The 18,308-nt window shown below is 60.8% G+C and carries 19 protein-coding genes, 1 pseudogene and 1 riboswitch; of the genes and pseudogenes, 8 read left to right on the forward strand and 12 right to left on the reverse strand.

The genetic code is table 11. The features are described 5' to 3' along the window. Positions 1–46 precede the first annotated feature (46 nt). The 5 genes from HYN24_RS00645 to HYN24_RS00665 all read left to right on the forward strand — a co-directional run bounded on the left by HYN24_RS00645 (position 47) and on the right by HYN24_RS00665 (position 2,230). Complete coding sequence (locus tag HYN24_RS00645; protein ID WP_117607486.1) at positions 47–826, forward strand: exodeoxyribonuclease III; 780 nt, start codon at positions 47–49, stop codon at positions 824–826. A 76-nt stretch (positions 827–902) separates the two neighbouring features. Then, a complete protein-coding gene (locus tag HYN24_RS00650) occupies positions 903–1,217 on the forward strand; it encodes a YqjD family protein (RefSeq protein ID WP_117607487.1) in 315 nt (104 codons plus the stop codon). A 4-nt stretch (positions 1,218–1,221) separates the two neighbouring features. Beyond that, the gene (locus HYN24_RS00655; protein WP_117607488.1) at positions 1,222–1,629 is read left to right on the forward strand and encodes a phage holin family protein; all 408 of its coding nucleotides are present in this window, start codon (positions 1,222–1,224) and stop codon (positions 1,627–1,629) included. Beyond that, positions 1,626–1,919: a YqjK-like family protein gene (locus tag HYN24_RS00660; protein WP_117607489.1), complete on the forward strand. Its 294-nt coding sequence runs from the start codon at positions 1,626–1,628 to the stop codon at positions 1,917–1,919. The genes HYN24_RS00655 and HYN24_RS00660 overlap by 4 nt, the downstream gene beginning before the upstream one ends. 53 nt (positions 1,920–1,972) lie before the next feature. Continuing rightward, positions 1,973–2,230 (forward strand): hypothetical protein, encoded by a 258-nt coding sequence (locus HYN24_RS00665; RefSeq protein WP_117610147.1) that lies wholly within the window; start codon positions 1,973–1,975, stop codon positions 2,228–2,230. Here HYN24_RS00665 and HYN24_RS00670 read toward each other — a convergent pair. The 3 genes and pseudogenes from HYN24_RS00670 to HYN24_RS00680 form a co-directional block, all read right to left on the reverse strand. After that, positions 2,214–3,482: an AmpG family muropeptide MFS transporter gene (locus tag HYN24_RS00670; RefSeq protein WP_117607490.1), complete on the reverse strand. Its 1,269-nt coding sequence runs from the start codon at positions 3,480–3,482 to the stop codon at positions 2,214–2,216. The two genes, HYN24_RS00665 and HYN24_RS00670, sit on opposite strands and share 17 nt — an antisense overlap. Further along, positions 3,482–4,126 (reverse strand): annotated as a pseudogene (gene metW, locus HYN24_RS00675) (methionine biosynthesis protein MetW); the annotation flags it as partial. The gene HYN24_RS00670 and the pseudogene metW, both read right to left, overlap by 1 nt. Beyond that, on the reverse strand, positions 4,078–5,202 hold the full coding sequence (locus tag HYN24_RS00680) for a homoserine O-acetyltransferase (protein ID WP_371413218.1): 1,125 nt from the start codon (positions 5,200–5,202) through the stop codon (positions 4,078–4,080). The pseudogene metW and the gene HYN24_RS00680, both read right to left, overlap by 49 nt. Before the next feature lie 262 nt (positions 5,203–5,464). Between HYN24_RS00680 and HYN24_RS00685 the strand changes: the two genes are divergently transcribed. Both HYN24_RS00685 and HYN24_RS00690 read left to right on the forward strand, forming a co-directional pair. Further along, entirely contained in the window at positions 5,465–6,076 is a 612-nt protein-coding gene (locus tag HYN24_RS00685) for a PilZ domain-containing protein (protein WP_117607493.1), read from the forward strand. Next, the gene (locus tag HYN24_RS00690; protein WP_117607494.1) at positions 6,069–8,117 is read left to right on the forward strand and encodes a TonB-dependent siderophore receptor; all 2,049 of its coding nucleotides are present in this window, start codon (positions 6,069–6,071) and stop codon (positions 8,115–8,117) included. Before HYN24_RS00685 ends, HYN24_RS00690 begins: the two co-directional genes overlap by 8 nt. Here the strand turns inward: HYN24_RS00690 and HYN24_RS00695 are convergent. The 9 genes from HYN24_RS00695 to bluB all read right to left on the reverse strand — a co-directional run bounded on the left by HYN24_RS00695 (position 8,095) and on the right by bluB (position 16,518). Then, positions 8,095–10,218, reverse strand: a complete 2,124-nt coding sequence (locus HYN24_RS00695; RefSeq protein ID WP_117607495.1) for an EAL domain-containing protein — start codon at positions 10,216–10,218, stop codon at positions 8,095–8,097. The genes HYN24_RS00690 and HYN24_RS00695 overlap by 23 nt on opposite strands. Continuing rightward, positions 10,215–11,105, reverse strand: a complete 891-nt coding sequence (locus HYN24_RS00700; RefSeq protein ID WP_162888557.1) for an ABC transporter substrate-binding protein — start codon at positions 11,103–11,105, stop codon at positions 10,215–10,217. The genes HYN24_RS00695 and HYN24_RS00700 overlap by 4 nt, the downstream gene beginning before the upstream one ends. Positions 11,106–11,172: 67 nt before the next feature. After that, positions 11,173–11,763 (reverse strand): SCO family protein, encoded by a 591-nt coding sequence (locus tag HYN24_RS00705; protein WP_117607497.1) that lies wholly within the window; start codon positions 11,761–11,763, stop codon positions 11,173–11,175. Further along, positions 11,760–12,101 carry a hypothetical protein gene (locus tag HYN24_RS00710; RefSeq protein WP_117607498.1) on the reverse strand — a complete coding sequence of 114 codons (342 nt, stop codon included), beginning with the start codon at positions 12,099–12,101 and terminating at the stop codon, positions 11,760–11,762. The genes HYN24_RS00705 and HYN24_RS00710 overlap by 4 nt, the downstream gene beginning before the upstream one ends. Positions 12,102–12,158: 57 nt before the next feature. Next, complete coding sequence (locus HYN24_RS00715) at positions 12,159–12,950, reverse strand: cobalamin-binding protein (protein ID WP_205421415.1); 792 nt, start codon at positions 12,948–12,950, stop codon at positions 12,159–12,161. A 2-nt stretch (positions 12,951–12,952) separates the two neighbouring features. Further along, positions 12,953–13,870: a cobalamin-binding protein gene (locus HYN24_RS00720; RefSeq protein WP_205421416.1), complete on the reverse strand. Its 918-nt coding sequence runs from the start codon at positions 13,868–13,870 to the stop codon at positions 12,953–12,955. Beyond that, positions 13,867–14,859 (reverse strand): threonine-phosphate decarboxylase CobD, encoded by a 993-nt coding sequence (gene cobD / locus HYN24_RS00725; RefSeq protein WP_117607501.1) that lies wholly within the window; start codon positions 14,857–14,859, stop codon positions 13,867–13,869. The genes HYN24_RS00720 and cobD overlap by 4 nt, the downstream gene beginning before the upstream one ends. Beyond that, complete coding sequence (gene cbiB / locus HYN24_RS00730) at positions 14,852–15,766, reverse strand: adenosylcobinamide-phosphate synthase CbiB (protein ID WP_117607502.1); 915 nt, start codon at positions 15,764–15,766, stop codon at positions 14,852–14,854. Before cbiB ends, cobD begins: the two co-directional genes overlap by 8 nt. Beyond that, on the reverse strand, positions 15,763–16,518 hold the full coding sequence (gene bluB / locus HYN24_RS00735; protein WP_117607503.1) for a 5,6-dimethylbenzimidazole synthase: 756 nt from the start codon (positions 16,516–16,518) through the stop codon (positions 15,763–15,765). Before bluB ends, cbiB begins: the two co-directional genes overlap by 4 nt. Before the next feature lie 39 nt (positions 16,519–16,557). Beyond that, a riboswitch (cobalamin riboswitch) is annotated at positions 16,558–16,745 on the reverse strand. A gap of 59 nt (positions 16,746–16,804) precedes the next feature. Here bluB and HYN24_RS00740 point away from each other — a divergent pair. Then, positions 16,805–18,280 (forward strand): cobyric acid synthase, encoded by a 1,476-nt coding sequence (locus HYN24_RS00740; protein ID WP_117607504.1) that lies wholly within the window; start codon positions 16,805–16,807, stop codon positions 18,278–18,280. The last annotated feature ends 28 nt before the right edge of the window (positions 18,281–18,308 follow it).

Here is an 18,308-nt window from a genome sequence, read left to right on the forward strand (position 1 = left end):
TTTTTCCATTCACTTCGGCCGGGAAAACCGGGCCGATCAATGCTCAATGTTACGCATCATCTCCCTGAATCTCAATGGTATCCGCTCTGCCTGGAGCAAAAATGTGCTGCCCTGGGTCATTTCGCAGCAGCCCGACATCATCTGTCTGCAGGAACTGAAAGCCCAGTTGCCCGATTTGACGCCGGAAATGATGGCGCCCGATGGCATGCGGGCGTTCTATCACTGCGCCGAAAAGAAGGGATATAGCGGCGTTGGTATCTGGAGTCGTCAGGCCCCCGACCGGGTCATAGAAGGCTTTGACGGTGGCGAGTTTGATGCCGAGGGTCGTTATATCCGGGCGGATTTTGGAAATCTGTCGGTGATTTCGCTCTATTTGCCATCGGGCTCGTCGTCGCCCGAGCGCCAGGAAGCCAAATTCCGCTTCCTGGATGTGTTCTATCCTCAGATGCTGGCCTTGCGCGCCGAGGGCCGGGAAATTGTCCTATGTGGTGACTGGAATATCGCGCATCAGGCCATCGACCTTAAAAACTGGAAATCGAACCAGAAAAACTCGGGTTTCCTGCCTGAGGAGCGCGCCTGGTTGGGCCGTCTCTTTGATGAGCAGGGCTGGGTCGACGTCTATCGGCGACTGTATCCGGATGCCGGCGAAGCCTGTTATACGTGGTGGAGCAATCGCGGCCAGGCCTGGGCCAAGAATGTCGGGTGGCGAATCGACTACCAGATTGCCACCCCGGGCATTGCCGCAACGGCCGTGAACGCTGAAGTCTACAAGGCCGAGCGATTTTCCGACCATGCGCCTCTAATCATTGACTACGACTACAAATAAGCATCCAAAGTGAATTGATTTCGCCGCCCACTAGGGATAATCTGTAATTCTGCTTAACTCACCAACGAGGTTCAAAATGTCTGAAGAAATGACTGCTGCCAACAAGCAAAAGTTGGTTACCGATCTGAAGGTCGTGATCTCCGATACCGAAGAGTTGCTGCGTGCCACGGCAGGTGCTGCGGGTGAAAAAGTGAGTGAGTTGCGCGAGCGTTTGGGTGTTCGTCTGCGCGATACCAAGGAGCGCGTTATTGATCTCGAGGCCGCCCTCGTTGACAAGACCAAGGCCGCTGCCCGCGCCACCGATGATTTTGTGCACGAAGAGCCGTGGAAGGCCGTTGGCGTTGCTGCCGCACTGGGTCTTGCGCTGGGTGTACTGATCGGCCGTCGTTAAACTAATGGCCGATCAGGCAGGCGGTGAAGCAGGTCGCGCCGGCCTCTTCGCCGCGTTGAAAAACACCCTCGCGACGCTGATCGCGATTGGCAAGACGCGCGCCGAACTTCTCGTCACCGAGCTTGAGGAAGAGAAACTCCGCCTCATTTCCTTGTGGTCGAAGGCGATCGGCGCTGCGTTTACCTTGGCCGTCGGTGTTTTGCTCGGTGTTTTTGCCCTGATCCTGGCATTCTGGGAGCAGCGGGTTGTTGTTTGCTCCATCCTGGCGCTGCTTTTTATCACGGCAGGGCTGGTGTTGATTGCCTCACTGAAGAGACAGGCAGCCCAACCCAGTAAATTGTTCCGGGCGAGCCTGTCGGAACTTGAGACCGACATGGCGCAACTGCACCGCCATGCCAACAAGCCGGAATGAACCCAAAACTACTTGAGCTGGCGACGCGGCACGGAGCCCTCAAGGCGCGCATCGACGAACAGCGTCGTCTTCTCGGGCAGCATTCGGTGCCGCTCGAAGGGGCATTGGCGCGCGGCGATCAGGTCCTCAAAGGGGTGGACTGGCTGAAACATCATCCGGCAGCTGTCGCGATTGCCATCGCCGTGGCCGCCGTCGCCCGTCCCCGAAGGGCCGTGCGGTGGGCAAGGCGAGGGTTCTTTCTGTGGCGCGGCTGGCAAGCAATCCGTAAGTCCTTGATCGGTGCGCAGTGACTGTCGCTGAGGCGGGTGGGGAAGAGCGCGCGCTGCCTGGTTGGTGGCAACAGATGCTTACCTCGCAGCGCCGGCAAGTGCGTCGCGTGCTGGCCGAGTTGGTTGCGACGCGCGGCATCATGCCCCTTTTGATGCGGGTGCGTAATGGCGGCCACTGGACGCCGGAGGAAAAGGTCGAGCTGATCCGGCATTTGCGCCGGATGGTTCGCATTTCACCCTTTCTGATTGCCCTGCTCCTGCCCGGTTCGATCTTTTTGCTGCCGCTCTATGCCTGGTGGCTGGATCGGCGTCGCGTCAGCCGGGATGACTGAGTGTGGTCCCGGTGTCGTTCCACGGTGCCACTTTGAGCAATAGCACCATACCCGGCACGGCGAGTGCAGCGCATAACCAGTAGAAACTTCCCCAGCCTAGTGTTTCAACCAGCCAGCCAGCCGACGCGTTGATGAAGGTGCGCGGTACGGCAGCCAGGCTGGTGAATAGGGCCATCTGGGTTGCCGTATAGGCCGGGTGCGTTGACCGGGCAATGAAGGCGACGAAGGCGGCTGTTCCAAGGCCGACGCCCAGTGCTTCAAGACTGATGACAAAGGCCAGCGAGATGCGCTCAGCTGCCCCGATGCTGTCGTAGTGTCCTTGTGCGGCGAGCCAGGCGAAGCCGAAGATCGACACCAACTGGACGACGCCAAACAGCCACAGTGCCCGGTTGATACCGAGGCGAATCATCCACAGTCCGCCGAGCAGGGCGCCGATGACGGCGGGCCACAGGCCGGCATGTTTGGCGATCAAGCCGATATCTGTCTTGGTGAAGCCCATGTCGAGGTAAAACGGTGTGGCCAGTGCCGTGCACAGGCTATCGCCGAGCTTGTAGAGGAAAATGAAACCGAGGACCATGGCCGCGCCGCGCCAGCCTTGCCGGCCGATAAATTCGTGGAAGGGTTCGGTGACCGCCTGGCGCAGGGTTTTCGGCGCCCCTCGGACAAGCGGTTCGCTGACCAGCCAGGCCATGACCATGCCGGGAATCATGAAGGCACCGGTAATCCAGAAGACCTCGTTCCACGGTAGCCGATCGGCCAGGATCAGCGACAGTGAACCGGGAATCAGGCCGGCAATGCGGTAGGCGTTGACGTGAACGGCATTGCCCAGCCCCAGTTCGTTGTCGTCGAGAATCTCCCGGCGGAAAGCGTCGACGGCGATGTCCTGCGTACCGGACAGGAAGGCGAGCAGGGCGGCCAGCCATAGGATGGGCCAGATGCTCTCTTTGGGATCAAGGCCGCCGAGCGAGCCGATGACGAAGAGTAGACCGAGTTGAGTGAGCAACATCCATCCCCGGCGGCGGCCAAAACCCGGCACGCTGAAGCGGTCAAGGAGCGGGGACCAGAGGAATTTCCAGGTGTAGGGAAACTGGATCAGGGCAAAAAAGCCAATGGTCTTGAGATCGACGCCCGAACTGCGCAGCCAGGCCGGCAGCAGGTTGAGCAGGAGATAAAGGGGGAGACCCGAACTGAAGCCGGTAAAGATGCAGATCAGCATCTTCCGGCTGAGCAAGGCGGCAAGCCAGCCCGGCATCAGCGTTGCTGCGTCAGGCGATAGACCGCCAGGCTGCCGAGGAAGTTGACCTCGTCGGTGACCGGATTGCCTGTCTCGTCGAGGACGCTGCGCTCGCGGATGATCAGGCCCATCTTGGCGCACAGGGCTTCGAAGTCGAGCAGCGTGAAGAAGCGGACGTTGGGCGAGTCGTACCACTGGTAAGGCAGGTCTTCCGATACCGGCATGCGGCCATCGAGGACCGAACGCAGGTTCTTCCAGTAGGCAAAGTTGGGAAAGGAGACGACCGCCTCGCGCCCGACGCGCAACATTTCGCGCAGGGTGCCTTCGGTGTGGCGGACGGTTTGCAAGGTGCGCGACAGCACGACGTGGTCAAACGCCTGATCGGCGAAGACATCAAGACCATTTTCCAGATTCCCCTGAACGATGTTGATGCCGTTCCTGATCGCTGCCAGCACGTTGGTATCATCGATTTCGACGCCAACACCGCTGACGCCACGGGTGTCAATCAGGTGCTTGAGCAGGGTGCCGTCACCGCAGCCCAGGTCAAGTACGCGGTCGCCCGGCGCCACCCAGCCGGCGATGACCTCGAAATCAGGACGTCCCAGGGTGTGCGTCATAGCTTGATGTTCCGCAGGTAGGCATCGACCACGCCGTGATAGTGGGCATCGTCCATGAGGAAGGAGTCGTGGCCGAAGTTGAGGTCGATTTCGGCATAGGAAACGTTGCGCCCGCTGGCCAGCAGGGCAGCGACGATTTCCTTAGAGCGGGCCGGGGTGAAGCGCCAATCGGTGGTGAATGAGGCGATCAGGAAGTTGGCCTTGCTGCGCGCCATGGTCGCCTTCAGGTCGCCATGGTCCTCGCGCGACGGGTCGAAGTAATCGAGCGCCTTGGTCATCAACAGGTAGGTGTTGGCGTCAAAATAGCCGGCGAACTTGTCACCCTGATAGCGCAGGTAGGATTCAACCTCGAATTCGACGTCGAAACCGAAGGAAAAGGCGCTGTTGCGCAGTTCGCGGCCGAATTTTTCGCCCATCTGGTCATCCGACAGATAGGTAATGTGGCCGAGCATGCGCGCCAGGCGCAGGCCACGCACCGGCCGGGTGTTGTGCTCGTAATAATTGCCGCCGTGGAAATCCGGGTCGGTCAGGATGGCCTGCCGGGCAACGTCATTGAAAGCAATGTTCTGGGCCGACAGTTTGGGGGCGGCGGCGATCACAATGGCGTTGCGGACGCGCTCCGGGAAGGTAATGCTCCAGCGCAGCGCCTGCATGCCGCCGAGGCTGCCACCCATGACGGCGGCCCAGCTGTCGATGCCGAGTCGGTCGGCCAGCCTGGCCTGAGCATGTACCCAGTCGTTGACGGCGACCATGGGAAAACTGGCCCCCCAGGGCTTGCCGGTAGCTGGGTTAATCGACGATGGTCCGGTCGAGCCGTGGCAGCCGCCAAGATTATTAAGGCCGACGATGAAAAATTTGTCGGTGTCGAGCGGCCGGCCGGGGCCGACGATATTGTCCCACCAGCCGATGTTGTCGGGCTGGTCGGCGTAGTGGCCGGCGACGTGATGGTGGCCGGAAAGCGCATGGCAGACGAGGATGGCGTTTGACTTGGTCGCATTGAGCGTGCCGTACGTCTCATAAACCAGATCGTAGGCCGGCAGTACCCCGCCGCTGCGCAAATGCAGTGGTTCGTCGAAGTGGGCGCGCTGTGATTCAACGACGCCAACGGATTGTCCTGGCATGCTCATCCTGAAAAACAAAAACCCAGTTGGCCTGTAACGTGAACTCGTCGGGCGAACTGGGTGGTTCCCGTTTTAGCTGAATTTATTGGGCGCCCGCAATCAGAGCTCAAATCGGCGCTACTGGAGAATACCCAGCGTCTTCGGACAATACCGAGCAGGACGCTAAAAGTCAATGTAACGGTTTGCTGATGTAATGGGTGGTGGTCGCCCCGGGATTTGATAAAATCGTAACAAATAAAATTTATGGAAAGCGCTGGCCACAATGCAGGAGCAACGGCGGCACCAACGAATTCGTTTCGGCGTTTTGCCGAGGATTCGCATTGGCTTCGGGGGCGAAGTCGGTGAAGGGCTCATTGAAAACCTCTCGTTGTCGGGCTTGATGGTACGCACGGCGATGCCACTTGAGATTGCCCACAATATCGGCTGCGAATTCCGCATTTTCGGTTCCCCCCTGATTGACGTGCCGGCCGCCGTGGTCAGTCGTGTCGGCAACATGTTTGGCGTGCATTTTCAGACCGGGCCGATCAATCAGGTTCTGATCGATGATGCCATCAATTCTGCGCTGGCTTCCGGGCACGCCTCGATTCTTGTCGTTCACGAGCTGGCCGGCCGCAAAGTCATGCGGATAACTGGTGGTCTCAGTAATACCTTGCGCAATGATTTCATGCATGCACTGACCCGCGTCGGCGTTGACGAAATCGATCTCGACGGCGTTTCTCTGGTTGATCAGGGTGGCCTGGCCCTGTGTCTGGTGGCCGTCAGTCGGCATGGAGTCAAGCTCGGTAACCAGTCGCCCTGCTTTGCCGAAGCCTGGAAGCAGGCCCTGGCCGTTCCCGGGGCGCTTGAAAAGCTGGATGTGCCGAATAATGGATAGCAAAGCGACCAATCTGCCACCCATCTGCCGGTTTATCGTTCTGACCGCTGCCTGGCTCAGCGGCACGGCCTGGTCTGCCGATGAGGAGGCCTATTTCAGCGAATTGCCGATTGTTGCCTCGGTCAGCCGTCTGCCGCAGCGCCTGGCGGATGCGCCGACGTCGGTGACGGTGGTCGATCGCGAGATGATCAAGGCCTCCGGGGCGCGCGATCTCAATGATATTTTCCGTCTGGTGCCGGGTTTCCAGACCTATCCGAACAACACCGAATCGGCGCGGGCCACCTACCACGGCATGGGCGATGGCGATTACTCGTCGCGGGTTCAGGTTCTGATCGACGGTCGGTCGATGTATTCGCCGCTGTTTGGCGGCGGCGTCAATTGGGCCACCCTGCCGGTGGCGCTGGAAGATATCGAGCGGATCGAAGTGGTGCGCGGGACCAATGCCGTTTCCTACGGCAGCAACGCCTTCCTTGGCGTCATCAACATCATCACTGTGGACCCGGCACTGGCGCGTGGAACCTCTGTGTCCACCAGCTATGGCAATCAGAACGTGCGCGACTATGTCTTCAGGACCGGTGGGAAGATCGGGGATGTCGGGGATTTTCGCTTTACGTACAAGCAGCAGAATGATGATGGCCTGACTAACCGCTATGATTGGGTCGACTCCTATTTCTCCCGCTTGTTCGATTTTCGTGCTGACTTCGCGTTGAGTGACCGGGACAGTCTCCAGGTCAGCGCCGGGCAGGCCGACGGGGTAGTTCAGAATGGCCGCATGTTGCTCAGCCACGGCTTGTGGGTAAGTAACCCGGAAAATCCCCTGCGGGATATGCGGCAGTCGGACAGCTATGCCCAATTGCTCTGGCGTCGGGTATTTTCGCCTGATTCCGATCTGCAGTTTCGCTATTCCTACGTGGTTGATCGCTCCGACGACGCGTTCACAATTTCCAATTTGCGGATAAATCAGTCGGGTGACGAGGGGGTTCGACATGAGCTTGAGGTTCAGCACAGCCTGAAACTGGCGAATACGGCTCGGATCGCCTGGGGTGGCGGATGGCGTGATGATGCCATGCGCTCCGACTGGTCTTTGCCGGGGATGGGCGACGTTCATCGCAGTGTTGGGCGTCTCTTCGGTAATGTCGAGTGGAAGCCGGTGCAGTGGTTTACCGGCAATGCCGGTATGGCCGTCGAGAACGATTCGCTGGCCGGCATGCATCTCGCTCCGCGGTTAAGCAGCAGTTTTCACCTGAATGCGGAAAATACCCTCCGCCTTGGCTATTCGCGGGCTTATCACACTGGCAGCACCGTTGATTATCGCGGCCAACAAAAGGCCTTCGGCGTTTCATATTTCAATGCCCGTCCCGATTTGATGGCGGCCGAATCTCTTGAGACGTTTGAAGTCGGTTATCTGGGGGACTGGCGAGACTGGCGGGCTAGTCTCGATGTCCGCCTGTTCAGCGAGCGGATCCGCAATCGCCTGTACAAGATTGACATGGATGCGCGGACCAACCTGGCCGGCAATTTGATTGGCTTGTCGACTGTGCCGATTCAGGATGTCGACATTCAGGGGGTGGAATACCAGTTCAAATGGCAACCCTTCGATGTCACCCGGCTGATCTTTACTCAGACCCTGGCCAATGTCTCCAGCCAGTATCTGCCCTCGGCTTTGGTCTTGACCAATTCATCGCTGACCACCTCCAAAGCGGTGCAGATACAGGAGTTGACTGACCGCTCCATGCCGACCTGCTCGACCTCGGTCATGCTGATGCAGAAACTGCCGCTCGGCCTGGAGTTTTCAACCGCCGGGTATTGGCAGGAGTCGATGAAGTGGAGTACCAACACTACGGCGCTGCGCTATCACCGCATCGACATGCGCCTCGGTTACCCCTTCCGCACGGGTGGTTTGGCCGGAGAGCTGGCAGTGACCGTGCAAAGTCTCAATGGCGACCACAACGAATACAAATGGACCAACCCTGGTGATGCGACGCCGAACGGTCGCATCGTCGAGCGTCGTCAGTGGGTCAGCCTGCGTCTGGATTTTTGAGGGTTTCGTCGCGCCAGGCTAAGCGCATGACAGCGCCCTCCAGCCAGACGTCGAAGGGCTCGCTCGGGGCGATGGCTTTGCCTTCGGCGAAGTTGATCCCCAGGCTTTGCAGTTGTTCCAGGGTCTCCAGGTCATCAACGCCATCGGCGATGGTATTGATCTTCTGATCTGACGTGATTTCCTGAACGGCCCGCAGCAAGGCCGTCGATGCCCGATTGCCGCCCAGTTCCCGGGTCAGGCTGCGGCTAAGCTTGACGTAGCTGGGGCTGATTGTCCGCAAATGGCTGAATGACGACAGGCCACCGCCAAAATCGTCGAGACCGATCTGGCAGCCGAGTGTCCGCATCTGGCTGGCAAATTCCATGGCGTGGCTGGTCAGAAGGGTCAGGGTGTCTTCGGAAAAGACGAAGCACAGTCGGTTGCCCGACAGGTTTCGCCGGTTCAGGCTGTGGGTGATGAAGTCGATGGTTTGACGTTTGCCGATCGAAGCACGGGATAACGGTACCAGGCAATACAACTCCTTCTCCCGCTGCCGGGCACGGGATAGTGCGGCAATGGCGGTTTCGATGAGGTGTTGGTCAATGGCTGGTGCCAGGTCGTAACGTTCTGCTGCGTCGCTCAGGGCGGCCAGTGCGACGGTTGGCTGCCCTGGCTCGTTGAGGCGGGCAGTCAGTTCTACCAGATACTTGTCCGATCCCCGTTGCAGGGAGCGCAGCGGCAAGGCTTCGACCAGCAGCCGGTTTTCGGCCAGGGCATTGGCGATTCGGCTGGCCCAGTTGCTGCTGTCCTGGCGATGATCCGAACGCTGTGCGGCGTGCACCTCACAAACCCGGTTGCGGCCACTTTCCTTGGCGCGATGGCAGGCGGCATCGCCGGCTGCGAGGACTTCGTTGATGTGGCGAACCTTGCGGTTGACGGTGGTCAGGCCGACGCTGGCACCCAGGGCAAAGACCTTGTCCTGCCAGATAAAGCGATAATTGGTGGCGAGGTTGCAGATATCTTCGGCGACCTGACTGGCGCGACGGCCGCTGCAATTGGCCAGCAGGATGCTGAATTCATCACCGCCCAGACGGGCCAGCGTATCTTCTTCGCGCAGGCGCCCCTGGAAGAGCAAGGCTATCTGGCGGAGCAATTCATCCCCGGCGAGGTAGCCGCAGTTGTCGTTCACCTGTTTGAAGCGGTCGAGGTCAACAAAAAGCACGGTGAATTCTTCGCCGCCGGCATGGACGGCAGCCAGCGCCTTTTCCAGTCGATGTTCGAATTCGCGCCGGTTGAAGAGGCCAGTCAGGGCATCATGTCGCGCCTGGAAGGCGAGTTGTGCCGTGGCCTCCTCGATGCGCGACTGCATCGAGAAGTGGACTTCTTCAATATGCGCCGCCATTTCGTTGAAGCCGTTTTCGAGAACCCCGATTTCGCCACTGGAGGTGGCCGGAACGCGGGTGTTCAGGCGTCCCGAGGACATGCCATGAATCGCCTGTACGAGACGCATGACCGGCCGGGCAAGGTTATCGGCCATGGCAATGGCCAGTGCGGCGAGAATGAGGAGGCCGGACAACACGATCATCAGCCCGCGCAGCATCAGCTGGCGCTGCTTGTTGGCCACTTCGGTCTTGTCGAATTCGACAAAAACATGGCCGATGGTTTCGGCGGGAAGCGCCTTGCTGTCAGTCAGCGGTTCGAACAGCACGTCTGATTCGCCGACCGAGCGTCTGACCGGGGCGCCAAAGGCCACCCAGTGTTCGGTTTCGCCAACCTGAAGCGGTTCGTTCAGGCTGCGCCGGAGGTCTTCGGCGGCGAGCGAGACGTGACCGCTGACGGCGATGGTGCGGCCTTTCTGGTTAACGATGACGGCGGCTTTTACCCCGGTTTCCTGGACCGTTGCCTGGGCCAGTCCGTGCAGGTTATCGAACTGCCCGGCGATGATGCCGTATTCGCTGATCGGTGCGAGGTAGCGGACGGTTGCCAGCCCCTTGGTGCGCAACTCGCCTTCCAGCGTACGGATGCCGCTGTAGGTGAAATAGGCGACCAGGGCGATGGCGATCAGGGTGCTTGGCAGCAGCGTCAGCAGCAGCAGGCGATGGCGCAGGGTCAGGCGGTTCATCGTGCTTCCCTGTCATTCATCATGGCCCGCCGCAGGCTCGCCTCGTCGGGGATTTTCAGGCCCAGTGACTGGGCGACATTGCTGTTGATGGCGATGGCAAACTGGCTTGGTCCGGTCGGAGCGGACAGGTTGGTGCCGTGCGCCATGATCAAGTCAACTGTCTGGCGTGCGATCTGGGCCGGCGTGCTGTACAGCGCGGCGAGTGCGCCGGCATTGACGAAGGCGGGGGAGTAGCCGATGACCGGGCGTTGGTAACGGAAGGTGGTGATCAGAATCGGCTTGATGTTGTTGCGCTGGTAAATTGAAATGTCGGGCAGAGCGATCAGTGCATTGACTCGACCGAGCAAGGCATTCAGTGCAGGCAGGAGGGCGCTATCGCTATCGCTGTCCTCGCTGTCCAGAACCAGGCCGGCGCTGGCGAAAGCCTGACGGTAGTGGGCCATCAGTGATTTGGTTTCCTGGCTGACCAGCATCCCTACCCGCTTCTGGCCGGGCAGCAGATGATTGACGAAAGCTGCCTGACGAGCGGCGGGCTGATCGAGGTAAATGGCTGTGGTACGTCCCGGCCGGCGGAATTCCGAGACGATCTTTTCGTAGCTTTGCCGGGGTAACAGGGTGGCGATGATCGGTGGGTTGTCGGCTTGCCCAAGCACTCTGCGCAAGGCTTCACTACCGACGGTGACGATCAGGTCGGCCTGAGTCGCGGAGGGCGACAGGGTGTCTGCCTGAAGCTTGGCGGTGACGGTCCAGGAGGTGCCGATCAGCGCCTCTTCGAAGGCAGCCGAATAATCGGCATAGCTTCCCCCGCGATCACTCAGGACGATCGCCAGACTACCGGCCCAAGCTGGAAAAACGAGGGAAAGCAGCAAAAATAGAGAAAGTGACACGCGGCGCAGCATTATGACCGCATATTGCCCTAGCCCCTATGCCAAGGCAATTGTGGAGTTCCGTAATTCACGGATTTTCGATGAATTTTCTGATCTGTTCGGAAATTTCAGTGACCGGCATGGCGAAGGCAAATTTCTTGACGAAGGCACCATCCGGTCCGAGCAGGATCATGCCGGCCGAGTGGTCGACCGCATAGCGATCTGTCGCCGCACCCGGCTCGCGCACTTTGGCGTAACGGATCTTGAAATTGTCGGCGGCGCGGCGAACGAGGGCCGGTGAAGCGGTCAGGCCGAGGATGCGGGGGTCGAAGAATTCGGTATAAGTTTTGAGGACTTTGCCGGTATCGCGCTCGGGATCTACGGAAATGAAGATGGGCTGGACGCGGGGCGCGCTGTCGCCGAGTTGTTTGAGAATTTCAGCCATGTCGACCAGCGTGGTCGGGCAGATGTCGGGGCAGTAGGTATAGCCGAACGAGATCAGCTGAAAGCGGCCGCGAAAATTCTCGCTGGTGACGGAGCGGCCATTCGGATCCTGCAGCAGGTAGCGCGGGATGATGCCCGGGGTGGCGTCACTGAGCAGTTCGAGGCTGTGGTCGGCCTGGGCATAAGCCTGACCGGCCAATAGTAGGGCCAGCAGAACAGCGGCAAGACGAATCATTTGATGGTGGCAAAGCTCGCTTGCAGACGTTTTTCGGCGGTGGCCATCTGGCTGGCCAGCGTGGCGGCATCGGGACAGGCGACGCCTTTGCCATGTTCAAGATAGGCGGCATTGGTAGCGGCTTCGAAAGCTTCTCCGTAGCCGCGGGTTTTCGGCGCGGTGGTAACGACGGCATTGCGGGCCCGGCTGACCAGCGCCGGTTGCTGGCACGCCAGGGCAATGCCATTCAGGCGGCCAAGCGCTTCGACGGCGGCGGTGCCGTCATCGGCGGCAACTGCCAGGCCGGTGTGGGCGAGGGAAGACACAGCGAGGGTGAACAGCAGGGAACCGATCTTCATGGCGGGAATCCTCAAGGTAGACCGCCGATTATAGGCAGTGTGGCGACGCCGGCCTTTTCACAGATCAAAAATGTCGAGTAATTGTGGCAGCCCCTCACTGATGGCTACCGGCCCAGGTGTCAGGATGATGGCTGACTTGATTTCGTGGATGCGCTGGCTCGTGACGGCAGGGATGGTCTCCCAGCCCGGGCGCGAGGCGACGCGCTCGGGGCGGAAGTGTTTGCCGCACCATGAGCCGATGATGACGTCCGGGTTGCCGGCAATGATCTCTTCCGGCCTGGGCATGCGGTCTCTGGCCAGTGGCGAGCGCGCCCGTTCGGCAAAGATGTCTTCGCCGCCGGCGATGGCTATCAGTTCCGAGGCCCAGCGTATGCCGCTGATCAGTGGTTCGTCCCACTCTTCGAAATAGACGCGCGGCCTTTTGCCGGTTCTCGCCAGGCGTTCGGCGGCTATGGCGCGGGTCTGTTCGATCTGTGCTTCCAGTCCGGCGACGATGGCCAGGGCCTTGGCTTCGGCCCCGACCAGCCGGCCGATGGTTTCGATCATGCCGAGAATGTCTTCGACACTACGTGTATTGAAGGCATAAACCGTTACCCCGGCCTTGATCAGGTCGCGAGAGATGTCGCATTGCAGGTCGGAGAAGGTGAGGACCAGATCGGGGCGGGTAGCGAGAATCTTGTCGATGTCGCCGCTGGTGAAGGCAAAGACCTTGGGCTTTTCCTTGCGCGCTTCAGGCGGACGTACCGTGTAGCCGGAAATGCCGACGATGCGATCCTGCTCGCCGAGGGCGTAGAGTACCTCGACGGTTTCGGTGGTCAGGCAGACGATGCGTTGGGGCAGGCGGGACATGGTTATTTACCGGGACGGAGGCGGCGGGCGGTATCGAGGTGGGCGCAAAGCTGCTCGGTGCCGTCGAGGATGCGCGGCGTGTGGCGTTGCATGATGTCGGGGTTGATGTGGAACAGGTTATGGCGTTTGACCGCGGTCATTCTTGTCCATGGGTCCCAGTCATGCAGCCATTCGGGCTGCGCATCCCCCATGCCGGTCGCAATGATGGCTTCCGGGTCAGCTTCGAGGACAGCTTCAACGGTGACGTTGGGCGCCATCTGTTTGAGGTGGCCAAAAATATTCTCGCCGCCACAAATCCGGATGGCGTCGCTGATGATTTGGGGACCACCGACGGTCATCAGTGGTGCTTTCCATATCTGGTAAAAGACGCGGACTTTGGGTTTGCCGGCATTGCTTGCCCGCAGGCTGGCGAGGCGCTTACGGAAACGATCTGCCGTCGCATTGGCGACTGCTTCCGTGCCGGCCAGCTGGCCGAGGCGTTCGATCTGGCCTGCGATGTTGTCGATGGTATTCGGCTGTGACACATAAACCGTCAGGCCGAGTGCCTTGAGCTGGTCGACCTGGGTCATGTTGTTGCCGCTTTCCCAGGCCAGAACGAGATCCGGCTTGAGGGCGGCGACGGCTTCCAGATCGAGGCGCGAATAGCCACCGACGCGCGGCACTTTCTTCGCTTCCGCCGGGTAGTCGCTGTAATCGACGGTGCCAACCAGCTTGTCGCCAGCCCCTGCGGCATAGAGGCTTTCGGCGGCATGCGGAGCCAGGGTGACGATACGTTTGGCCGGTGTCTTGAGGCGCACTTCCTGGCCGCTATCGTCCTTGAAAAGCAGATCGGCGTAGGCGGCTGTCGATACGAGCAGGGCCGCACATAGGGAAACAAGGGCCGGCCGAGGGCGACCAAACGATAAGGCGGCGTGTCTCATGGCGATTTCCATGCGGCTAGTGCAGCAGTCAGGCGCCGCCAGTCCGCTGCACTAGCCGGTAGCCCGAAGCGCAACAGCGGTTGCTGTTCGAAGTGGCGGGTGAGGATGCCCTGGCGGGCCAGCATCTCATGCAACTCGGCTGACCGGGCACTGCTCAGCGTGGCAAAGAGGGCAGTGGATTTGACGTCGCCGAGCGGGGCCAGCAGATGGTGCAGGCGTTCGCCAGCCCCCTGCAGGTGCTGCCGGGCGGTCTCCTGCCAGGCAGTGTCGAGCAAGGCCAGTCGGGCGACCTGGCGGGCCGGGTGGCTGACCGTCCACGGCCCCATTGCCTCGCTCATCCGGGCCAGGATATCGGGTGCGGCAAAAATGAAGCCGACACGGGCGCCAGCCAGGCCGAAAAATTTGCCAAGGGAGCGCAGCACGATCAGGTTGGGGGCGTCGTCGGTGCCGGCTAGCGACGTCAGGCTCTCGTCCGGTGTCGGGTCCATGAAGGCCTCGTCCACAATTAGCCAGCCACCGCGTTTTTTCAGCTGTCTGGCAGCATCGAGCACGACATCATGGGGGTGGCGCTCGGCCGTCGGATTGTTCGGGTTGCATAGCAGTACATAGGGCGTCGCTGTCGCCAGAGCGCGCGGCAGCATGGCGTTTTGCAGAAAACGCATCTTGTGTCCGGCCCGTTGCCAGGCTTGCGGGTGCTCGCTGTAGATCGGCGAAATGCAGGCCACGACAGCGCGTGGCAAGAGGGCTGGCAACCAGTGAATGGCGGCTTGCGAACCGGCCACCGGGAGCAGGTTGGTGTTGCCGTAATAGGCCGCAGCAGCTGCCTCCAGGCCGTCGTTTTCCTCCGGCAGGCGCTGCCAGACTTCCGGCGGGAGCGCCGGTACCGGCCAGCCATCCGGATTGATGCCGGTCGACAGGTCGAGCCAGTCAACCAGCGGAATGTCGTATTGGATTGCCGCCTTGCGCAGGTTGCCGCCGTGTTCAAGCATTCAGTAGTCCGATCATCAATAAAGCAGCCAGCCATAGCCACAGGCTGTGCTGGATCAGTGTTATCGCCCGGCCAAGGTCGGCCGCCACGGGAGGCTGGCCGCTACCGAGCGGCGGGCGGATTTCTTCCTGCCCATGATAAATCGCGGCACCGCCCAACAGTACGCCAAGGCTGCCGGCACCGGCCGACATCACGGGGCCGGCGTTCGGGCTGTCCCAGCCCGGCGCCTGTGCCCGCCAGCAGGCCAGCGCGTTGCGGGTGTGGCCGAGCAGTGAATAGGAGAGGGCGGTGAGGCGGGCCGGAATGAAGTTCAGCCCATCGTCAAGACGGGCGGCACAGCGGCCGAACAGATTGAAACGCTCGCTGCGGTAGCCCCACATGGCGTCCAGCGTGTTGGCCAGGCGGAAAAGTAGAGCGCCGGGGCCACCGAGGAGGGCGAACCAGAAGAGCGTGGCAAAGATGGCATCGTTGCCATTTTCGAGGACCGATTCAACGCCAGCTCTGGCGATCCCGGTGGCATCGAGTCTCGCGGTGTCGCGGGAAACGATCCAGCTGAGGCGCTGCCTGGCTTCGTCGAGACGTTCTGCCGCCAGAGGCCTGGCGATCGCATCGGCGTGTTCGCACAGGCTCTGTGCGCCGAGTGCGAAATAAAGCAGAACGACATCGACGGCGAAGGGGGCGAACGGGCGTAGCCAGAAGGCCAGGGCGACCCACGGCCCGACGGCGAGTAGCCAGGCGAGCAGACCGCCCGCCAGCGAACGCCGGTTCAGTGTCTTTTCGATAACCGTCGCCAGGTTGCCGAAGCCGACCAAAGGGTGAAAGCGGGTCACTTCGCCGAGGACACGATCCAGTAAAACGGCGCTGAGCGCCGCCAGTGGCATGGACAAGGCATCAATGGCAAAGCTCATTTCGGGAAAATACCCTGTCCCTGAATGGCCGCCTGCATTTCGCTCAGGGCTGCGGTCAATGGCAAGTTGTGGCCAGCATCGGCTTCACCCCACTGCTCGAAATAGACCAGTTCATTGATCGGCAGGCGCGGCAGCCAGCCGGCCTTTTCCAGTTCCGGCCGGTCGTTGAAATGGCTGACGTAACCGATGCACAGATAGGCGATGGGAACGATGTGCTGCGGAATGCCGAGTGCGTCCTGCAGCGCCTTTTCGTGAAAAATGCTGACCCAGCCGACACCCAGCCCCTCGGCCCGCGCCGCCAGCCAGAGGTTCTGTACGGCACAGACGCTGCTGTAGAGGTCCATCGTCGGCATGTGCGTGCGGCCAAGCACGACCGGCCCGGTACGTGTGCGGTCGCAGGTGATGCACAGGTTGATCGGCGCCTCAAGAATCCCCTGCAATTTGAGCTGGCTGTAAATCTCGCGCTTTTCATCCGGGAACATCAGCGCTGCTTCGGCATTGGCCTCGGCAAAGACATCATGGACGCGCTGCTTGACCGCCTGCGAACGGACCAGCAGAAAGTTCCATGGCTGCATGAAGCCAACCGACGGGGCGTGATGAGCGGCCATCAAGACGCGACTGAGCAATGCGTCGGGCACAGGCGTTGGCAGGAACTGGCCGCGCACATCGCGGCGACTGAAAATGGCCTGATACACCGCCGCCCGGTCGGCGTCGGAGAAAGCTTGCGCCGGTGGCGCGGGCTGGTTTTCCATGGATTCCCCTTGTGGAAAAACGGCAGCTGCGTTCCATGCAGCCGAAAACGATCTCCCGGCCGGTCTTCTGACTTGGAATCACCCACTGGCTGCGCCTTCCCGGCGTTGGCCAGTGGCAATTTGCAGTCAGCGTCATCCTCACAGCGCTGGGCACGTGGCGGAATCGCACCGCCTTCCCGATTCTCCGGCCAGCGAAGCTGGCCAGCACCCGGAGATACTTGCTTTCCTGAAAATCAGGAAGGTCGATGGTGCCATAATTGCGTCCTTTTTCACACCATTGCCCGCCATGTCCTGTTCTTCCCTGATGGTCCAAGGCACCACCTCCGATGCTGGCAAGACGACTCTGGTCGCGGCGCTGTGCCGGATTCTGCATCGTCGCGGTATTCGGGTTGCGCCGTTCAAGCCGCAGAACATGGCCTTGAATTCGGCAGTGACCGACGACGGTGGTGAGATTGGCCGGGCGCAGGCCTTGCAGGCGCTGGCTTGCGGTCTTGCGCCGCATACCGATTTCAATCCCGTGCTCCTGAAGCCGACGACCGACAAGCAGGCGCAGGTGATCATTCACGGCCAGGTTGCTTTCGATCTCGATGCCAAGGCCTATCACGACTACAAGCCACGGGCGATGGGCGCGGTGCTTGCGTCCTGGGCGCGGCTGACGGCCGCCTACGATTGCGTGGTGGTCGAAGGGGCCGGATCACCGGCCGAGATCAATCTGCGCGACCGCGATATTGCCAACATGGGTTTTGCCGAGGCGGTGGATTGTCCGGTAATCCTTATCGCCGATATCGACCGCGGTGGCGTGTTCGCCCATCTCGTCGGGACGCTCGATCTGTTGTCACCGTCCGAGCAGCAGCGGGTCAAGGGGTTTGTCATCAACCGCTTTCGCGGCGACATTGCGCTGCTCGAGTCGGGGCTGACCTGGCTGGAGGAACGCACCGGTAAGCCTGTGCTTGGCGTTTTACCCTACCTGCAAGGCCTCATGCTTGATGCCGAGGATGCCATCGCAACGGCTGCGGTCGGCGGCCAACAGGCGGCGAAACTGAAAGTCATCGCACCGGCTTATCCGCGCGTTTCCAACCACAATGATCTTGATCCGCTGCGCCTGCATCCGGAGGTTGATTTCCGCTGGATCGGTCCGGGTGAAACCCCGCCTCCGGCGGACTTGATTGTTCTACCGGGCTCCAAGGCGGTCCGTGCTGATCTCGACTGGCTTGATGAGAAAGGCTGGTCAACGGCCATTCGCAAGCATCTACGCTACGGTGGCAAGGTCGTCGGTCTGTGCGGCGGCTATCAGATGCTGGGCCGGACGATACACGATCCGCAGGGGCTGGAGGGGCAGCCCGGCAGCTCGCCTGGTCTTGGGGTGCTCGAGGTCGAAACGACGCTGGAAGCCGAGAAACAGTTGCGAAATGTGAGTGGTCACTTGTCTCTGCCGGGCCGCCCGGCCATGACTGGCTACGAAATTCATCTTGGCGTGACGCGGGGCGAGGGCCTGGCCAACAGCGCCATCCGGTTGGCTGACGGTCGCTACGATGGCGCCATTTCAGCTGATGGTCAGGTGTTTGCGACCTACTGCCACGGGGTTTTCGATCATCCCGAGGCGTTGACTGGGTTACTCGCCTGGGCCGGTATGGCAGAAAGCCAACCGGTCGATTTTGCCGCCCGCCGCGAGGCTGATCTCGAGCGTCTGGCGGATTCGGTCGAGGCGGCACTCGACTGGTCAAAAATGGATGCCCTGCTCATCAATCAGGCACTGGACTGAACGCCGGTTCTGCTGTGATCGGTGCGCA

The sequence above is a fragment of the Dechloromonas sp. HYN0024 genome, assembly GCF_003441615.1.
Taxonomy (GTDB): domain Bacteria; phylum Pseudomonadota; class Gammaproteobacteria; order Burkholderiales; family Rhodocyclaceae; genus Azonexus.